Source organism: Serratia sp. CY76391 (assembly GCF_052166695.1).
GTDB classification, from domain to species: Bacteria; Pseudomonadota; Gammaproteobacteria; order Enterobacterales; family Enterobacteriaceae; genus Serratia; species Serratia nematodiphila.
This window is the reverse complement of the sequence record NZ_JBJNOJ010000001.1, coordinates 843,554-861,334: the sequence shown is the minus strand read 5'-3', so window position 1 is coordinate 861,334 and position 17,781 is coordinate 843,554. Positions and strand designations below refer to the sequence as shown.

General features: G+C 57.8%; 14 protein-coding genes. 10 read left to right on the top strand and 4 right to left on the bottom strand.

Annotated features, from left to right (window positions below; all coding sequences use genetic code 11):
- Positions 1-148: 148 nt before the first annotated feature.
- A complete protein-coding gene (gene pyrD / locus ACJ8PN_RS04260; protein WP_015377348.1) occupies positions 149-1,159 on the bottom strand; it encodes a quinone-dependent dihydroorotate dehydrogenase in 1,011 nt (336 codons plus the stop codon).
- Positions 1,160-1,417: 258 nt separating this feature from the next.
- On the opposite strand from pyrD, the gene ssuE reads away from it, so the two are divergent.
- From ssuE to ssuB, 5 genes are read left to right on the top strand one after another with little or no spacing between them, the layout of a single operon-like run.
- Positions 1,418-1,996 (top strand): NADPH-dependent FMN reductase, encoded by a 579-nt coding sequence (gene ssuE, locus ACJ8PN_RS04255; RefSeq protein WP_004928176.1) that lies wholly within the window; start codon positions 1,418-1,420, stop codon positions 1,994-1,996.
- A gap of 24 nt (positions 1,997-2,020) precedes the next feature.
- Entirely contained in the window at positions 2,021-2,986 is a 966-nt protein-coding gene (locus ACJ8PN_RS04250; protein WP_442534633.1) for a sulfonate ABC transporter substrate-binding protein, read from the top strand.
- A 19-nt stretch (positions 2,987-3,005) separates the two neighbouring features.
- Positions 3,006-4,154: an FMNH2-dependent alkanesulfonate monooxygenase gene (ssuD, locus tag ACJ8PN_RS04245; protein WP_437189082.1), complete on the top strand. Its 1,149-nt coding sequence runs from the start codon at positions 3,006-3,008 to the stop codon at positions 4,152-4,154.
- Positions 4,155-4,165: 11 nt separating this feature from the next.
- Positions 4,166-4,960 carry an aliphatic sulfonate ABC transporter permease SsuC gene (gene ssuC / locus ACJ8PN_RS04240; protein WP_351106685.1) on the top strand — a complete coding sequence of 265 codons (795 nt, stop codon included), beginning with the start codon at positions 4,166-4,168 and terminating at the stop codon, positions 4,958-4,960.
- Entirely contained in the window at positions 4,957-5,730 is a 774-nt protein-coding gene (gene ssuB, locus ACJ8PN_RS04235) for an aliphatic sulfonates ABC transporter ATP-binding protein (RefSeq protein WP_351106681.1), read from the top strand. Before ssuC ends, ssuB begins: the two co-directional genes overlap by 4 nt.
- A 57-nt stretch (positions 5,731-5,787) precedes the next feature.
- On the opposite strand, the gene pepN is transcribed toward ssuB, so the two are convergent.
- Entirely contained in the window at positions 5,788-8,406 is a 2,619-nt protein-coding gene (pepN, locus tag ACJ8PN_RS04230) for an aminopeptidase N (protein ID WP_325962035.1), read from the bottom strand.
- Between the two features lie 337 nt (positions 8,407-8,743).
- Between pepN and ACJ8PN_RS04225 the strand changes: the two genes are divergently transcribed.
- The 5 genes from ACJ8PN_RS04225 to ACJ8PN_RS04205 all read left to right on the top strand — a co-directional run bounded on the left by ACJ8PN_RS04225 (position 8,744) and on the right by ACJ8PN_RS04205 (position 16,386).
- Positions 8,744-10,444: a GGDEF domain-containing protein gene (locus ACJ8PN_RS04225; RefSeq protein ID WP_442534632.1), complete on the top strand. Its 1,701-nt coding sequence runs from the start codon at positions 8,744-8,746 to the stop codon at positions 10,442-10,444.
- A gap of 255 nt (positions 10,445-10,699) precedes the next feature.
- The gene (pncB, locus tag ACJ8PN_RS04220) at positions 10,700-11,905 is read left to right on the top strand and encodes a nicotinate phosphoribosyltransferase (protein WP_004928202.1); all 1,206 of its coding nucleotides are present in this window, start codon (positions 10,700-10,702) and stop codon (positions 11,903-11,905) included.
- Between the two features lie 215 nt (positions 11,906-12,120).
- Positions 12,121-13,521 carry an asparagine--tRNA ligase gene (asnS, locus tag ACJ8PN_RS04215; RefSeq protein ID WP_004928205.1) on the top strand — a complete coding sequence of 467 codons (1,401 nt, stop codon included), beginning with the start codon at positions 12,121-12,123 and terminating at the stop codon, positions 13,519-13,521.
- Positions 13,522-13,822: 301 nt separating this feature from the next.
- Positions 13,823-14,950 (top strand): porin OmpC, encoded by a 1,128-nt coding sequence (ompC, locus tag ACJ8PN_RS04210; RefSeq protein ID WP_274543117.1) that lies wholly within the window; start codon positions 13,823-13,825, stop codon positions 14,948-14,950.
- Between the two features lie 245 nt (positions 14,951-15,195).
- Positions 15,196-16,386: an amino acid aminotransferase gene (locus ACJ8PN_RS04205; protein ID WP_131164412.1), complete on the top strand. Its 1,191-nt coding sequence runs from the start codon at positions 15,196-15,198 to the stop codon at positions 16,384-16,386.
- A gap of 77 nt (positions 16,387-16,463) precedes the next feature.
- Here the strand turns inward: ACJ8PN_RS04205 and ACJ8PN_RS04200 are convergent, their stop codons facing one another.
- A complete protein-coding gene (locus tag ACJ8PN_RS04200; protein WP_015377338.1) occupies positions 16,464-17,111 on the bottom strand; it encodes an MBL fold metallo-hydrolase in 648 nt (215 codons plus the stop codon).
- A 64-nt stretch (positions 17,112-17,175) separates the two neighbouring features.
- A complete protein-coding gene (locus ACJ8PN_RS04195; RefSeq protein ID WP_004928217.1) occupies positions 17,176-17,724 on the bottom strand; it encodes a YcbK family protein in 549 nt (182 codons plus the stop codon).
- Positions 17,725-17,781: the final 57 nt, after the last annotated feature.

The window sequence follows — 17,781 nt, the reverse complement described above, 5'->3', positions numbered from 1 at the left end:
CGCCGCACTCACCCTAAAAGGCGATTTTATCACCGATGAAATCGCTTAAACATCGGATAATTCCGCGAACGATATTTAAGCTAACGAACAAAATATAGACGAGCCGGGGGCAGAAATAAACCCCCGGAATAAAATGAGAGGAAAAATATTAGATATGGGTAACGATATCTTTAATCAAACGCGGGCCGTGATAGATAAATCCGGAATAAATTTGCAGCAGGCTCGCGCCGGCCTCCATTTTTTCGCGCGCCGCCGTCAGCGAATCGATACCGCCTACGCCGATAATCGGCAGGCGCCCCTGCAGTTCGGTGGAGAGACGACGGATAACTTCGGTGCTGCGTGATTGCAACGGACGCCCGCTTAACCCGCCCGCTTGTTCGCAGTAATTCAACCCCTGGATCAATTTTCGATCCAACGTGGTATTGGTGGCGATCACGCCATCGATATTATGCCGCACCAGGCTATCGGCAATTTGGATCAATTCTTCTTCTGAAAGATCCGGCGCGATCTTTACCGCCACCGGCACATATTTGTGATGACGCGCATGTAATTCCTGCTGCTTATTTTTAATCGCAGCCAAAAGATCGTCCAGCGCTTCGCCATACTGTAAGGATCGTAACCCCGGCGTATTCGGTGAAGAGATGTTAATCGCGATATATCCGGCATACGGATAAACTTTATCCATGCAGATCAAATAATCGTCTTTTCCCTGCTCGACCGGCGTGTCTTTATTCTTGCCGATATTGATCCCAAGAATGCCGCCGAAATGGGATTTCTTAACGTTTTCAACCAGATTGTCCACGCCATGGTTATTGAACCCCATGCGGTTAATCAGGCCTTCCGCCTCAACCACGCGGAACAAGCGCGGCTTGTCGTTGCCCGGTTGCGGACGCGGCGTCACGGTGCCGACCTCCACATGGCCGAAGCCCATCGCACCGAACGCATCGATGCATTCGCCGTTTTTATCCAGACCGGCGGCCAATCCCAGCGGGTTTTTAAACGACAGCCCCATGCAGTTGACCGGTTTGGTCGGCACGGACTGACGGACAAGAAACGCTAATGGGGTGCCGGTAATACGGCTGAGCTGACGAAAGGTCACTTCGTGCGCGCGCTCCGGATCGAGCTGGAACAACGCTTTCCTGATGAGGGGGTAGTACATGGACTCTCCTGATTTCCCGGTTGCAAACCGGGGGCGTATTATCCGGTATCCCCCGCCTAATTGGAATTGATTAAAGGCAAAAAAAACCGTTTTTACGCAATCGTTTTCCCTCTTCACCGCCAAATCGGCGCTAATCCGCTTTTGCGCATATCCAAATCAAAAAATGAGATTTAAAAAACGCGCCCGGTTGCTGGTAGGTTTAAAACACTTCCCATTGATTTTCTAATTAAACCTAACTTTTAGTTATAAGGAGTGGCAATGCGCGTTATATCACTGGCCGGTAGCCCACGCATCCCATCACGTTCCGCCGCGCTGCTCTCGCTGAGTCAGAACTGGCTGCGGCAGCAAGGGGTGGAAGTGACGGCCTATACCCTGCACGACTTTGACGCCGAAGATCTGCTGTACGCCAACTTCAACAGTCCGGCGATCAAGGCGTTTGCCGAGCAGCTGGCGCAGGCCGACGGCCTGCTGATTTCCACGCCGGTTTATAAAGCGTCGTTCTCCGGCGCGCTGAAAACCCTGCTGGATCTGCTGCCGGAACGCGCTCTGGATCATAAGGTGGTGTTGCCGCTGGCGACCGGTGGTTCGATCGGCCACATGCTGGCGGTGGACTATGCGTTGAAACCGGTACTGGCGGCGCTGAAAGCACAAGAGGTGCTGCACGGCGTGTTCGCCGACGACAGCCAGATCCAGCTGACCGACGAAGGCGCCACGCTCACCGACGCCGTGGCCGCCCGGCTGGAAGAGGCACTGGCCAGTTTCTATCTGGCGCTTGGCCGCCGCAAACCGCCGGCGCTGCGCGTCGCCTCGCCACTGGCGGCGCGTCAAACCGCCTGAAACGCCTGGAAAAGGAGAGCCTGAATGAAACAACGCATCGCTTTGCGGCGTTGGCTGAGCGCCGCCGCCTTCACCGGCCTGCTGTCGCTGGTTTGGGCCAACGCCGCCGTCGCTCAGGATCCGACGCAGTTCCGCATCGGCTACCAAAAAGGATCGGTCAGTCTGGTGCTGGCGAAGAGCCACCGGCTGCTGGAGGAACGTTTCCCCGCCACCCGCATCAGTTGGATCGAGTTTCCCGCCGGCCCGCAGATGCTGGAAGCCCTGAACGTCGGCAGCATCGATCTGGGCAGCACCGGCGATATTCCGCCGATCTTCGCGCAGGCCGCCGGGGCCGATCTGCTGTATGTCGGCGTTGAGCCGCCCAAACCGAAGGCGGAAGTGATCCTGGTGCCGGAAAACAGCCCGATCAAAACCGTCGCCGATCTGAAAGGCCATAAGGTCGCGTTCCAGAAAGGATCCAGCTCACATAACCTGCTGCTGCGATCGCTGCAAAAAGCCGGACTGAAATTTACGGATATCCAGCCCGCCTATCTGACGCCCGCCGATGCGCGCGCCGCATTCCAACAGGGCAACGTCGATGCTTGGGCGATCTGGGATCCTTATTATTCCGCCGCGCTGCTGCAGGGCGGCGTTCGGGTGCTCGGCGACGGCACCGATCTGAACCAGACCGGCTCCTTCTATCTGGCGGCACGCCCCTACGTCGAAGCCAACGGCGCCTTTATCAGCCAGGTCCTGACGGTGCTGACCCAGGCCGATGCGCTCACCCGCAGCGACCGGGCGCAAAGCGTGACCTTGCTGGCCAACGCCATGGGGCTGCCGGAACCGGTGATCGCCAGCTATCTGGATCATCGCCCCCCGACCGCCATCACACCGCTCGATGCGCATACGATCGCCGCGCAGCAGCAAACCGCCGACCTGTTTTACGCCAACCGGCTGGTGCCGGTGAAGGTCGACATCTCGCAACGCATCTGGCGCCCAAGCGCGCAATAAATACGGGAGAGCATTGACGATGAGCCTGAACGTTTTCTGGTTTTTACCCACCCACGGCGACGGCCACTATCTTGGCAGCGCACAGGGTGCTCGCAGCGTCGATCACGGTTACTTGCAGCAGATCGCCCAGGCGGCGGATCGGCTGGGATTCGGCGGAGTACTGATCCCCACCGGCCGCTCCTGCGAAGACTCCTGGCTGGTGGCCGCCTCGCTGATCCCGGTCACCCAGCGGCTGAAGTTTTTGGTCGCGCTGCGGCCGGGCATCATCTCCCCTACGCTGGCGGCGCGCCAGGCAGCGACGCTGGATCGCCTGTCCAACGGGCGCGCCCTGTTCAATCTGGTCACCGGCGGCGATCCGGAAGAGCTGGCGGCCGAGGGGTTGCATCTCAGTCATGAAGAGCGTTACGAAGCCTCAACCGAGTTCACCCACATCTGGCGCCGGGTGCTGGAAGGGGAAACCGTCGATTTCCACGGCAAGCATATTCAGGTGAAAGGCGCCAAACTGCTGTTCCCGCCGGTGCAGCAACCGCGCCCGCCGCTCTATTTCGGCGGATCCTCCGCCGCCGCGCAGGATCTGGCCGCCGAGCAGGTAGAAATGTATCTCACCTGGGGAGAGCCGCCGGCGCAGGTTAAGGAGAAGATCGAAGAGGTGCGCGCCAAAGCGGCGGCGAAAGGCCGCCAGGTGCGTTTCGGGATCCGGCTGCACGTCATCGTGCGGGAAACTACCGAAGAAGCCTGGCGCGCCGCCGACCGGCTGATCGCCCACCTCGATGAGGAAACCATCGCCAACGCGCAGCAGGCCTTTGCGCGCTTCGACTCCGTCGGCCAACGGCGCATGGCGGCGCTGCACGGCGGCAAAAAGGATAACCTGGAGATCAGCCCGAACCTGTGGGCCGGCATCGGCCTGGTGCGCGGCGGCGCCGGCACCGCGCTGGTGGGCGATGGCCCGACGGTCGCGGCGCGCATGCAGGAATATGCCGATCTGGGCATCGACACCTTTATTCTCTCCGGCTATCCGCATCTGGAAGAGGCCTACCGCGTCGGCGAACTGCTGTTCCCGCACCTCGATCTGGCGCAGGAGGAAACGCCCCCTCGCCTTCAGCCGGTGCGTCCGCAGGGCGAAGTGGTGGCCAACATCTATGTTCCGCAAAAAGTATCGCAGAGCTGAGGAGCGCCCCGATGGCAAATAACGTACAACGCATCCTGTATCGGCTGGCTCCCTGGGCGCTGCCGTTGGCGCTGGTGATCATCTGGCAAATCGCCGTCGAAACCGGCTGGCTCTCCAACCGCATTTTGCCGGCGCCGAGTGCGGTGCTGGCCGCCTTCTGGCGCCTGAGCCAAAGCGGCGAACTGTGGCAGCACCTGAGCATCAGCAGCCAGCGCGCGTTGTTAGGCTTTGGCATCGGCGGCAGCATCGGACTGATACTCGGCTTTATTACCGGGCTGTCGCGCTGGGGCGAACGCCTGCTGGACAGCTCGGTGCAAATGATCCGCAACGTGCCGCATCTGGCGCTGATCCCGTTGGTGATCCTGTGGTTCGGCATCGATGAATCCGCCAAGATCTTTCTGGTGGCGCTCGGTACGCTGTTCCCGATTTATCTCAATACCTATCACGGCATCAAAAACATCGATCGCGGCCTGTTGGAGATGGCCCGCAGCTACGGCCTGAGCGGTTTTCGCCTGTTTACACAGGTGGTGCTGCCGGGCGCGCTGCCGTCGATTATGGTCGGCGTGCGTTTCGCTCTCGGCTTCATGTGGCTGACGCTGATCGTCGCCGAAACCATCTCGGCCAATTCGGGCATCGGCTACCTGGCGATGAACGCGCGTGAATTTCTGCAAACCGACGTGGTGGTGGTGGCGATCGTGCTGTACGCCCTGCTCGGCAAGCTGGCGGACGTGGGCGCGCAGCTGCTGGAGCGCGTCTGGTTGCGCTGGCATCCGGCCTATCAACTGAAACAGGGAGAAGCGCAATGACCCTTCCCGCTCGCCTTGCGCAAGGCACGCCGGTGACGCTGGAGTCTATCGGCAAACGTTACGGCAACCGCACTGTGTTGGACAATATTCAGCTGCGCATTTCCGCCGGGCAGTTCGTAGCGGTGGTTGGCCGCAGCGGCTGCGGCAAGAGCACCCTGCTGCGCCTGTTGGCCGGCCTGGAACAGGCCAGCAGCGGCGCTTTGCTCAGCGGCAACGTGCCGCTTACCGCCGCTAAAGAGGATACCCGGCTGATGTTTCAGGATGCGCGCCTGCTGCCATGGAAAACGGTGATCGATAACGTGGGGCTGGGGCTGCGCGGCCACTGGCGCGACGCGGCGCTGGAGGCGCTGGCCGCGGTCGGTTTGGCGGATCGCGCCGGCGACTGGCCGGCGGCGCTGTCCGGCGGACAAAAGCAGCGGGTCGCCCTGGCGCGCGCGCTGATCCACCGCCCCCGCCTGCTGCTGCTGGATGAACCGCTCGGGGCGCTGGATGCCCTGACGCGCATCGAGATGCAAGGGCTGATAGAAACGCTGTGGCAACAGCACGGTTTTACCGTACTGCTGGTCACGCACGACGTCAGCGAAGCCATCGCGCTGGCGGATCGGGTGATCCTGATCGAAGAGGGGCATATCGGGCTGGATCTGGCCATCGATCTGCCGCGGCCGCGCCGCAAAGGCTCGGCCAGGCTGGCGGAACTGGAGGCCGAAGTGCTGGAACGGGTGTTATCGCCGCCGGCCGCAGCGGCCAGTCCCCGCCGGGCGGTGAACTGAACGGATGAAAAAGGGGACGGCGCAGGCCGTCCCCCTTATCTATTCAGCGCGAAAAGATCAGGCGTCGAGCGCCTTGCTGATCTTCTCGTACAGATCGCCGGACAGGTTTTCCAACCCTTTCAGCTGTTCCAACGCCTTGCGCATCAGCGCCTGGCGGCCGGCATCGTAACGCTTCAGGCGAATCAGCGGTTCAATCAGGCGCGCGGCGATCTGCGGGTTGCGCTGGTTGAGATCGCTGAGGATCTCCGCCAGGAACTGATAGCCGCTGCCGTCCGCGGCATGGAACGCCGCCGGGTTGCCGGAAGCGAAGCCGCCGATCAGCGAGCGGGTGCGGTTCGGGTTACTCAGGCTGAACGAACGGTGATGCAACAGCGCGCGCACCTTGCTCAACACGTCTGCCGCCGGGCTGCTGCCCTGCAGCACGAACCATTTGTCCATCACCAGGCCATCCTGATGCCAGCGCTCGTCGAACGCCGCCAGCAGCGCATCGCGGCACGGCAGCTGGGCCGCGACCGCAGCAGACAGCGCCGCCAGCGAGTCGGTCATGTTGTCCGCCTGGCGATACTGTTCGTTCACCAGCTGGTCCGCCAGCGCCACATCTTCGCCGAACGCCAGATAGCCCAGGCACACATTGCGCAAGGCGCGCTTGGCGATCTCGGCATGCTCCACGCGGTAGCCGTCGGTCTTGTTGGCGTGATACACCGCCAGCCACTCATCGGCCAACTCCCGCGCCAGGCAGCGGACGATCGCTTCGTGCACCGCGGCGATCGCTTCCGGATCGATAGTGGCGAACAGCTCGGCGATTTCGTTCTCCGACGGCAGCGTCAGGATCTGCGCCGCCAGCGCCGGATCCAGTTTTTCGTCCAGCAGCACCGCACGGAACGCATCGGCCACGTGCAGCGGCAGCGACAGTGGCTGCTTCTGCTGGTGCCGCGCCACGTTCAGCTTGATATAGGTCGCCAGCAGGCTCTGTGCCGCATCCCAACGTGCAAATTCATTGCGTGCGTGCTGCATCAGGAAGGTCAGTTGCTGATCGCTGTACGGATAGTCCAGTTTCACCGGCGCGGAGAATTCGCGCAACAGCGACGGTACCGGCTTGTGCGCCACGCCGTCGAACACGAAGGTCTGCTCCGCTTCGGTGACGTTCAGCACGTTGTTGACCGGCAAGCCGCCTTTTTGCAATGGAATGACATTGCCTTCGCTGTCGTACAGTTCGATATCCAGCGGAATATGCAGCGGCAACTTCTCCGGCTGATCGGCGGTCGGCGCGGTTTTCTGGCTGACATGCAGGCGATATTGCTGAGTTTCCGCATCGTACTCGTCGCGCACCGTCAACAGCGGCGTACCGGACTGGCTATACCAACGGCGGAAGCGCGACAGATCGACGTTAGACGCATCCTCCATCGCCTGAACGAAATCGTCGCAGGTAGCGGCGCTGCCGTCGTGGCGTTCGAAATAGAGCTGCATCCCTTTCTGGAAGTTCTCCTCCCCCAACAGGGTATGCATCATGCGGATCACCTCGGAACCCTTTTCATACACCGTAAGGGTGTAGAAGTTGTTCATCTCGATGACTTTGTCCGGGCGGATGGCGTGCGCCATCGGGCTGGCGTCTTCGGCAAACTGCGCGCCGCGCATCACGCGCACATTGTCGATGCGGTTGACCGAACGCGATCCCAGATCGGAACTGAATTCCTGATCGCGGAACACCGTCAGCCCCTCTTTCAGACTGAGCTGGAACCAGTCGCGGCAGGTCACGCGGTTACCGGTCCAGTTGTGGAAGTATTCGTGGCCGATCACCGCTTCGATGTTCAGGTAATCCTTGTCGGTCGCGGTTTCCGCCTTCGCCAGCACATATTTGGAGTTAAAGATATTTAACCCTTTGTTCTCCATCGCGCCCATATTGAAGAAATCGACCGCCACAATCATATAAATGTCGAGATCATATTCCAGGCCGAAGCGGGTCTCGTCCCACTTCATCGAGTTCTTCAGCGAAGTCATTGCCCAGTCGGCGCGATCCAGGTTGCCGCGATCGACGAACAGCTCCAGTGCGACCTTACGGCCGGAACGGGTGGTGAAGCTGTCGCGCAGCACGTCGAAATCCCCCGCCACCAGCGCGAACAGGTAGCAAGGTTTCGGGAACGGATCCTGCCATTGCACCCAGTGGCGGCCATCGGCCAATTCGCCCTGGCCGATGCGGTTGCCGTTCGACAGCAGGAACGGATAGCGCGTCTTGTCGGCCACAATGCGGGTGGTAAAGCGCGCCAGCACGTCCGGGCGATCCTGGTAATAAGTAATGTGGTGGAAGCCTTCGGCTTCGCATTGCGTGCACAGCGCATCGCCGGACAGGTACAGCCCTTCCAGCGCGGTGTTCTTCGCCGGGTGAATATCGTTGACAATGGTAAGAGTGAATTGTGCCGGCAACTCTTCGATGATCAGCTGGTTATCCTGCTGACGGTAGGCGCTCCACGGTTGGCCGTCCACCTGAATGCTCACCAGCGTCAAATCTTCGCCATCCAGCACCAGCGGTGCGCCGGCCGCACCCTGACGTTTGATTTTACTGACGGCGGTCACGCGCGTGGTTTCCGCGTCCAGACTGAAGTCCAAATCGATATCGGTCGTGGTGTAATCGGGCGCGCGATAATCGTGGCGGTATTTTGCCTGTGGCTGTTGTGTCATAAAAACCCTTAGACGTCTCAGTGAGTTATAGGTGCCAGGCTGCTCTTCTCCTTCGTACCGCAGCCGGTATGTTCCCCTGCGGCGCGCGGTGAGCCTGAATTGTGAATAAACTGTATCACAGCTGGCCGAAAAGCCCAGAGCCGCAGGGCGACCAGGAGAGAGAAATCAGAGGCAAATCATAAATCGCCCGGCAGGCGGCAGTGCGGGTGACCAATGGCCAAATAAAAATCAGCATTTAATGCTAAAAAACCGCCATCGCGGCGCGCCGGCATAGTTGAGGCGACACCGGCGGCATGGTGGTATAATTGCGGCATCAGGCTCAGGGATGACTCGCACTATGAAAATTAAATACGCAATCTATTTTTTTACCCTGTGCCTGATGACTTCCTTCTCTCTGTTCATCGTCGATGAGCTGCTCGAAGCCCATACCGACTACCGCGACAACCAGCTAAACCTGTACAAAATTGATCGCGCCAAAGAAATTTCCGAAGCTTTTCAGGCTGCGTTGCTGGCTCATCGCCTCAAACGATTGAGCCTGATCGATCCGCAAATCACCCGTGCGCAATGTTTGGCCGCCGATCGGGTGGCGCGTGAGAGAATCACCCGGATCCGCGAACATCTGGACGATGAGGTCGCCAAACAGCTCGGGGTGCGGCAAAAAATCGCCGCGCTGTCGATGATCACTTTGATGGAACAGCTGCTGGATAATGACAACCTGCAGCTTTCGCAGGTCAATAACACCAACGCCAATCTGTTCAACATCAACAGCGCCTATTACATCTCGCAAACCAGCAAGAGTTATTACCGCTACACCTACGATACCCGGATGGTGGATACCGACTCCTTTATGTTTCTCGAGGCCATCCGTCTCAATAACCGGCTAAATATGTCATTGACGGAATTGAGCGATCAGATTATCGACGTCAACGTCAGCCAGCTCGTTCGCAAAGACGCCTATCTGAAGTCCATTCAGCTAACCGGCGTGCTGAACGCGCTGAGCACCCGATTGATCTTCATGAAGATCAACTACGACGATGGACAAATCACCAACATCGTCAATGCGTTGCTCGCCCAGGTGTCCGCTGAACGCCTCCAGCAGATTACCAATGGGCTGTATACCGCTATCGATACCCATAAGCCCTACCCCACAGCGCTTATTTCGCGCTATGTCGACGATGTGAGCGGGCTTTCGCAGGCGCTGTATCAACGCAGTTTCGAATTGGAAACCCTCGCCTCGCGCCACAAGATTTACGACAGCCAGACGACCATTTACGGCATGATCGCACTCGCCGGCCTGGTGGTTTTGCTGTTCATTTTGCCGGCGTTGGTGTTCTGCACCAGCATCAACCGCTGGCTGACCAAGACCCACAACAATATCGTGCGGCTGTCGCGCGGTGAGATGAATATCGATCGCAACGACGCCTTCTACAGCCAGGAATTGATCGCCATCAGCGACGCCATTCAGCAGCTCAGGCAATACCAGCTGGACAAGGTCTCGCTGGAGAGCGAGAAACAACTGCTGATTAAAGAGCTCGAGGCCTCTTCCTTCCTCGATCCGCTCACCAATATCTACAACCGCCGTAAATTCTTCCTTGAATGTCAACTGCTGGGCAACGCCAGCTACCCACAGGCCTTTTGCCTGATCGACATCGATAATTTCAAACAACTCAACGACAGCTACGGCCACGACGTGGGTGACCGGGCGCTGGTGGCCTTCGGCCATCTGCTGCAACGCGCGTTCCGCGCCAGCGACATCTTCTGCCGCTATGGCGGCGAAGAGTTCGCGGTGCTGCTGGGTAACTGTTCGTTGGACAACGCGCGGGACATCATGGAGCAATTGCGCGCCCGTACTCATCGCCTGACGCTAAATCTGGCCGACGGACGGCAAGTGCGTTTCACCACCAGCTGCGGCATTGCGCCAGTCAGGGCGTTCACTGCGCTGCAGGCGGCGATCAAACAGGCGGACGAAGCGCTCTACTTTTGCAAAAAGAACGGCAAGGATCGGGTCAGCGTGCATACCCAGGCCGGCTTTATCTGATTCGCTGTTTAAAATAATTAACATTATAATTTTTATGACTAATTAGGCTAAGTCATTCACCTTACAGGCATATCTGGCTTTTTTTCCTCCCCGCCGCTATCCGGCTGCCATAAAGGCACGTTTAATCCTCGACCCGCTTCGGTGATTTATGGTGTGATGCAGCTTCAATAACAGGATAATCCGGGTATACTCCACCCCCACTTTTATGATTATCCGGATTTGGACACGCGCCTGACGAGGATGCTGTAACGCGCTATGACTCAATACGCTTCCCCGATTTTGACATCACTGCTTGATACCGATGCTTATAAGCTTCATATGCAGCAAGCAGTGTTCCATCGCTATCCCGCGATCAGTGTGGCGGCGGAATTCCGCTGCCGCGGCGACGAACTGCTGGGCGAATATGCCGACGAGATCCGCGCGCAGGTGGCGCTGATGAGCCGGCTGGCGCTAACCGACGCCGAATTCGCTTATCTTTCGGGCCTGCCCTTCTTCCGTCAAGATTACCTGAACTGGCTGCGAACGTTCCGCTACGATCCGCAGCAGGTCACCATCGACAACCGCGACGGCAAGCTGCAAATCCGCATCGCCGGCCCCTGGCGTGAAGTGATCATGTGGGAAGTCCCATTGCTGGCGGTGATCAGCGAAGTGGTGCACCGCCGGCGCTCGCCGCTGGCGACGCCGGAACAGGCGGTGGCGCATCTGCAAACCAAGCTGGCGCAGTTCAAGACGTTGGCGGGCGATCTGGATCTTTCGCGCTTCAAGTTGATGGACTTCGGCACCCGCCGCCGTTTCTCTCAGGGCGTGCAACAGGCCATCGTCAGCACCTTGCAGGCCGAATTCCCGTACCTGTCGGGCACCAGCAATTACGATCTGGCGCACCAGCTGGGTCTGGCGCCGGTCGGCACGCAGGCGCATGAGTGGTTCCAGGCGCATCAGCAGATAAGCCCGGTGCTGGCCAACAGCCAGCGCGCCGCATTGCAGGCCTGGCTGGATGAATATCCGGACCAGCTTGGCATCGCGCTCACCGACTGCATCACCATGGATGCCTTCCTGCGCGACTTCGGCCCGCAGTTCGCCGAGCGTTATCAGGGGCTTCGCCACGATTCGGGCGATCCCGTCGAGTGGGGTGAAAAGGCCATTGCCCACTATCAGAAACTGGGCATCGACCCACTGAGCAAAACGCTGGTGTTCTCGGACAATCTGGATCTGGAAAAAGCGCTGGCGCTCTATCGCCATTTCTATCAGCGCATTAATCTCGGCTTCGGCATCGGCACGCGCCTGACCTGCGATATTCCCGGCGTTAAGCCGTTAAATATCGTGATCAAGCTGGTCGAGTGCAAAGGCAAGCCGGTGGCCAAACTCTCCGACAGCCCCGGCAAGACCATCTGCCAGGACCAGGCGTTCGTCAGGGCTCTGCGCAAGGCCTTCGATCTGCCGCTGGTGAAGAAAGCCAGCTGAGCCTTCTTTATATAAAGAGAGAAAGCCGGCCCGGTTCACGCGCCGGCTTTTTTGTTTTTATCCCGAACGCCCTCTTTTCAGTCAGCCGCGATAAATGTTGCGCCAATCCGATGATTTCTGCTTGTGCTCTGCACCGCGGCAAGTAACATAGCCATTACCCCCATATTCTTGGGTTGTAAGCTATTTCTAAACCAAATTATTAAAGAGAGAAATCTATGAGCGTAGTGCCTGTAGTCGACGTACTGCAAGGTCGTGCTGCGGTTGACAGTGAAGTCACCGTACGCGGCTGGGTACGTACCCGGAGAGATTCAAAAGCTGGTATCTCCTTCCTGGCCGTCTATGACGGTTCCTGCTTTGATCCGTTACAGGCCGTCGTTAATAATTCTCTGCCGAATTATCAAGATGAAGTGCTGCACCTGACCACCGGCTGTTCGGTTGAAGTTACCGGCAAGGTCGTCGCCTCACCGGGCGAAGGCCAGAGCTTCGAGCTGCAGGCCACCGCGATCAAAGTGGTCGGCTGGGTCGACGATCCGGATACTTACCCGATGGCGGCCAAACGTCACAGCATCGAATACCTGCGCGAAGTGGCCCACCTGCGCCCGCGCACCAACCTGATCGGCGCCGTGGCGCGCGTGCGTCATACCCTGGCGCAGGCGATCCACCGCTTCTTCCATGAAAATGGCTATTTCTGGGTATCTACCCCGCTGATCACCGCCTCCGACACCGAAGGCGCCGGCGAGATGTTCCGCGTGTCCACGCTGGATCTGGAAAACCTGCCGCGCACCGACAAGGGCGCCGTCGATTTCAGCGAAGACTTCTTCGGTAAGGAAGCCTTCCTCACCGTTTCCGGCCAGCTGAACGGCGAAACCTACGCCTGTGCGCTGTCCAAGGTATACACCTTCGGCCCAACTTTCCGCGCTGAAAACTCCAACACCAGCCGCCATCTGGCTGAATTCTGGATGATCGAGCCGGAAGTGGCCTTCGCGACGCTGGACGATGTCGCCGGCCTGGCCGAAAGCATGCTGAAGTATGTGTTCCAGGCGGTGCTGGATGAACGTGCAGACGATCTGAAATTCTTCGCCGAGCGCGTGGATAAAGACGCTATCGCGCGTCTGGAGCGCTTCGTCTCTTCCGATTTCGCCCAGGTAGACTACACCGACGCCATTGAGATCCTGCTGGCCTCTGGCCAAACCTTCGAAAACCCGGTCTCCTGGGGTATCGATCTCTCTTCCGAACATGAGCGTTATCTGGCGGAGAAACACTTCCAGGCGCCGGTAGTGGTGAAAAACTACCCGAAAGACATCAAAGCGTTCTATATGCGCATGAACGAAGACGGCAAAACCGTCGCGGCCATGGACGTGCTGGCGCCGGGCATCGGTGAAATCATCGGGGGCTCTCAGCGTGAAGAACGTCTCGACGTGCTCGATCAGCGTCTGGAAGAGATGGGCCTGAATAAGGAAGACTACTGGTGGTATCGCGATCTGCGTCGTTACGGCACCGTGCCGCATTCCGGTTTCGGCCTGGGCTTTGAACGTTTAATCGCCTATGTCACCGGCGTGCAAAACGTGCGCGATGTGATCCCGTTCCCACGCACCCCACGTAACGCAAGCTTCTAATTTATACGATCACACGTTTTTTAAACGATTTCGTTACAAAACAAAGGCCAGCCTCGCTGGCCTTTCGCATTTTTTAATATTGACGCACGTCACAAAGTTCCCGAAAAATTACATTTAGTTACACATACTTTCCTTTTGCAACCTCATTGCGACATTGGTATCATTTTCGTCCTAGATTAACCCGCCTGTGAATGGAACACTGCGTTCAGACACAGGACGACACCAATCTATCAACAATAGTTCCCAAGGAATTATTGGCGGCAGTGGCAAAGGTGTCCGAATAACACCAATGAGGGTAATAATGATGAAGCGCAACATTCTTGCAGTGGTTATCCCGGCTCTGTTGGCTGCTGGTGCAGCAAACGCAGCTGAAATCTACAACAAAGACGGCAACAAGCTGGATCTGTACGGCAAAGTTGACGGTCTGCACTACTTCTCCGACGATAAAGGTAATGACGGCGATCAGACCTATGTTCGTTTCGGCTTCAAAGGTGAAACTCAGATTACTGACCAACTGACCGGTTACGGCCAGTGGGAATACAACGTCCAGGCTAACCACTCCGAATCTCAGGGCACCGAAGGCACCAAAACCCGTCTGGGCTTCGCGGGTCTGAAATTCGCTGACTACGGCTCCTTCGACTACGGCCGTAACTACGGCGTACTGTACGACGTGGAAGGCTGGACCGATATGCTGCCAGAGTTCGGTGGCGATACCTACACCTACTCCGACAACTTCATGACCGGCCGTACCAACGGCGTTGCGACCTATCGTAACAACAACTTCTTCGGTCTGGTTGACGGTCTGAACTTCGCCGTTCAGTACCAGGGCAAAAACCAGAACGACGGCCGTAACGTCAAGAAACAAAACGGCGACGGCTGGGGCATCTCCTCTACTTATGACATCGGCGAAGGCGTAAGCTTCGGTGCTGCATACGCGTCTTCTAACCGTACCGACGACCAAAAACTGCGTTCCAACGAGCGTGGCGACAAGGCTGACGCATGGACCGTGGGTGCGAAATACGACGCCAACAACGTTTACCTGGCGGCGATGTACGCAGAAACCCGTAACATGACTCCGTTCGGCGGCGGTAACTTCGGTGCAGGCTGTGCAGCTACCGATGACAAGTGCGGCGGCTTCGCGAGCAAAACTCAGAACTTCGAAGTGACTGCTCAGTACCAGTTCGACTTCGGTCTGCGTCCAGAAGTGTCTTACCTGCAATCTAAAGGTAAAAACCTGAACGTCCCAGGCGTGGGTTCTGACCAGGATCTGGTTAAATATGTTTCTGTTGGTACCACCTATTACTTCAACAAGAACATGTCCACCTACGTTGATTACAAAATCAACCTGCTGGATGACAACGAGTTCACCAAAGCAACCGGCACCGCTACCGACGATATCGTAGCTGTTGGTCTGGTATACCAGTTCTAAGTTGTCTCGCTTAACGGCGGTTCACCGTCGGCTAAGTTAAAAAAACAGGGCTTCGGCCCTGTTTTTATTTGTGTCTGCCGGTAACGTTTTATCCTGCAGATTTCCCCTTATCCCTCATTTTTTCTGTCGAATCCTTCCCGTTCACAAGATCGCGGTGTTTTTATCGCAAACGGTTGGCAAAGCCGATAACTGGCGCTACCCTGATGCTTCTGTCTGCTTAACTCCGAGATTTGGAAGCACCTGACATGTTTGAAAAAATCACCGCCGCACCCGCCGACCCGATCCTGGGCCTGACCGACATTTTCCGCGCCGACGCCCGCCCGAATAAAATCAATTTAGGCATTGGCGTTTATAAAGACGAAACCGGCAAAACCCCGGTGCTGACCAGCGTAAAAAAAGCTGAACAGTATCTGCTGGAAAACGAGACCACCAAAAACTATCTCGGCATTGAAGGCATCCCGGCGTTTGCCAGCTGCACGCAAGAGCTGCTGTTCGGTCAAGAGAGCCCGATCGTCACCGATCGTCGCGCGCGCACCGCACAGACGCCAGGCGGCACCGGCGGCCTGCGCGTGGCGGCAGACTTTATCGCCAACCAGACCAGCGCCAAACGCATCTGGATCAGCAACCCAAGCTGGCCGAACCACAAGAACGTCTTTAGCGCCGTTGGTCTGGAAGTGCTGGAGTACGCCTACTACGACGCAGCCAACCACGCGCTGGATTTTGACGGCCTGCTGAACAGCCTGAAACAGGCTCAGGCCGGTGATGTTGTGCTGTTCCACGGCTGCTGCCATAACCCGACCGGTATCGATCCAACGGCGGAACAGTGGGCACAGCTGGCTGAGCTTTCCGCCGCCAATGGCTGGCTGCCGCTGTTCGACTTCGCCTACCAGGGCTTCGCCAACGGTCTGGAAGAGGATGCGCAGGGTCTGCGTATTTTCGCCGCCAAACATCAAGAGCTGATCGTCGCCAGCTCCTACTCGAAAAACTTCGGCCTGTACAATGAGCGCGTCGGCGCTTGCACCATTGTAGCTGCCGATGCCGAAACCGCCGATCGCGCCTTCAGCCAGGTGAAAGCGGCCATTCGTGCCAACTACTCTAACCCGCCGTCGCACGGCGCGGCCGTTGTCGCCACCATTCTGGGCAACGACGCCCTGCGCGCGATGTGGGAGCAGGAGCTGACCGACATGCGCCAGCGCATTCACCGCATGCGTCAGCTGTTCGTGAACACCCTGCAGGAGAAAGGCGCACAACAGGACTTCAGCTTTATCATCCAGCAGAATGGCATGTTCTCATTCAGCGGCCTGACCAAAGAACAGGTGCTGCGTCTGCGTGAAGAGTTCGGTGTATACGCCGTGAACTCGGGCCGGGTGAACGTGGCCGGCATGACGCCGGACAACATGGCACCGCTGTGTGAAGCCATCGTCGCCGTGCTCTAAAAGCATCGACGCAGGTCATAAGTCATAAAAAAAGGGCGCTCTATGCGCCCTTGATTATTTCGGCCGGGAAATAATCGTTACCACACCGCCGGCTCTTCGCGCAGGAACGGATTGGTCTGGCGCTCGTGGCCAAAGGTCGACATCGGGCCGTGGCCGGGAATAAAGCGCATATCGTCGCCCAATGGCAGCAGCTTGGTGCGAATAGAGGCGATCAGCGCCTGATGATCACCGCGCGGGAAGTCGCTGCGCCCCACGCCGCCGTTAAACAGCACGTCACCCACCAGCGCCAAACGCGCCTGCTCATTGATAAAGACGATGTGGCCCGGTGTGTGCCCAGGGCAATGCAACACCTTGAGCGTCATCTCGCCCACCTGCATCTCATCGCCTTCCGACAACCAACGGGTCGGGGTCAGCGGCGCACACTCTTCCAGCCCGAACATCCGGCTCTGCGCCGGCAAACCATCCAGCCAAAAAGCGTCCTCTTTATCCGGGCCGTAAATCGGCACCTGATAATGTTCCGCCAGCTCCGCCGCCGCGCCGACGTGATCCAAATGGCCGTGCGTCAGCAAAATCTGCGTGATTGTCACACCCTGTTTCGCCACTTCCGCTTTGATTTTTTCCGCTTCGCCGCCGGGATCGACCAACGCCGCCTGCTGCGTGTTTTCACACCAGATCAGGCTGCAATTCTGGCTAAAGGCGGTAACGGGAATAAGATGGTATTTCATAAGGCTCCAACGACAATAACACCGCCTCCGCAAGGAGCGGCGTTATTCACTGAGGGCACCGCGATTACCAGCTCCGAACCGGGCCGGTATCGATGTGCACGAAGTTGCTACGTGGGTAATATCCTACACCACCAGCGCGCATTTTTAACGCCGCTTTACGGATATTACTCAATTGGATACCTTCAATATGGAAATCCATCGCCTGGCCCTTGGTATGGTAGCTGTGCTTGGCCACACCACGGCTGTGCGCGCGCAATTCGTTATTGGTATCTACGGAACGGTAACCGGAGATCAGCTGCACCGGCTTGCTGGTACCCAGCAGCCCCTGCAGGCGATAGAGGTGATCAAACAAGCTAGGATCGATCGATTTAACCTTGTTGGCGCGATAATCGCGGAACAGATGATTTAGCCGAACCAGCTCTTCTTTATTGTAGCCTTTGCCGTCAAAGAACTCGGCTTTAATAGATTCACCGGTATTCAGGTTATTCAGCACTAAAATACGCGGTCGAGCGGTGGAAAGACTGGCAAATGCCTGCCCTGGAAGCAGTGCTATGCCCATAGCGGCGCCACCTAGCGCCAGCCATTTACGGCGATGATGATCAATTTTGTCCATGACTCTGTTAAACCCGGCAAGAATGTCAAAATAAATGCACAAAGCAGCGCACTGTCC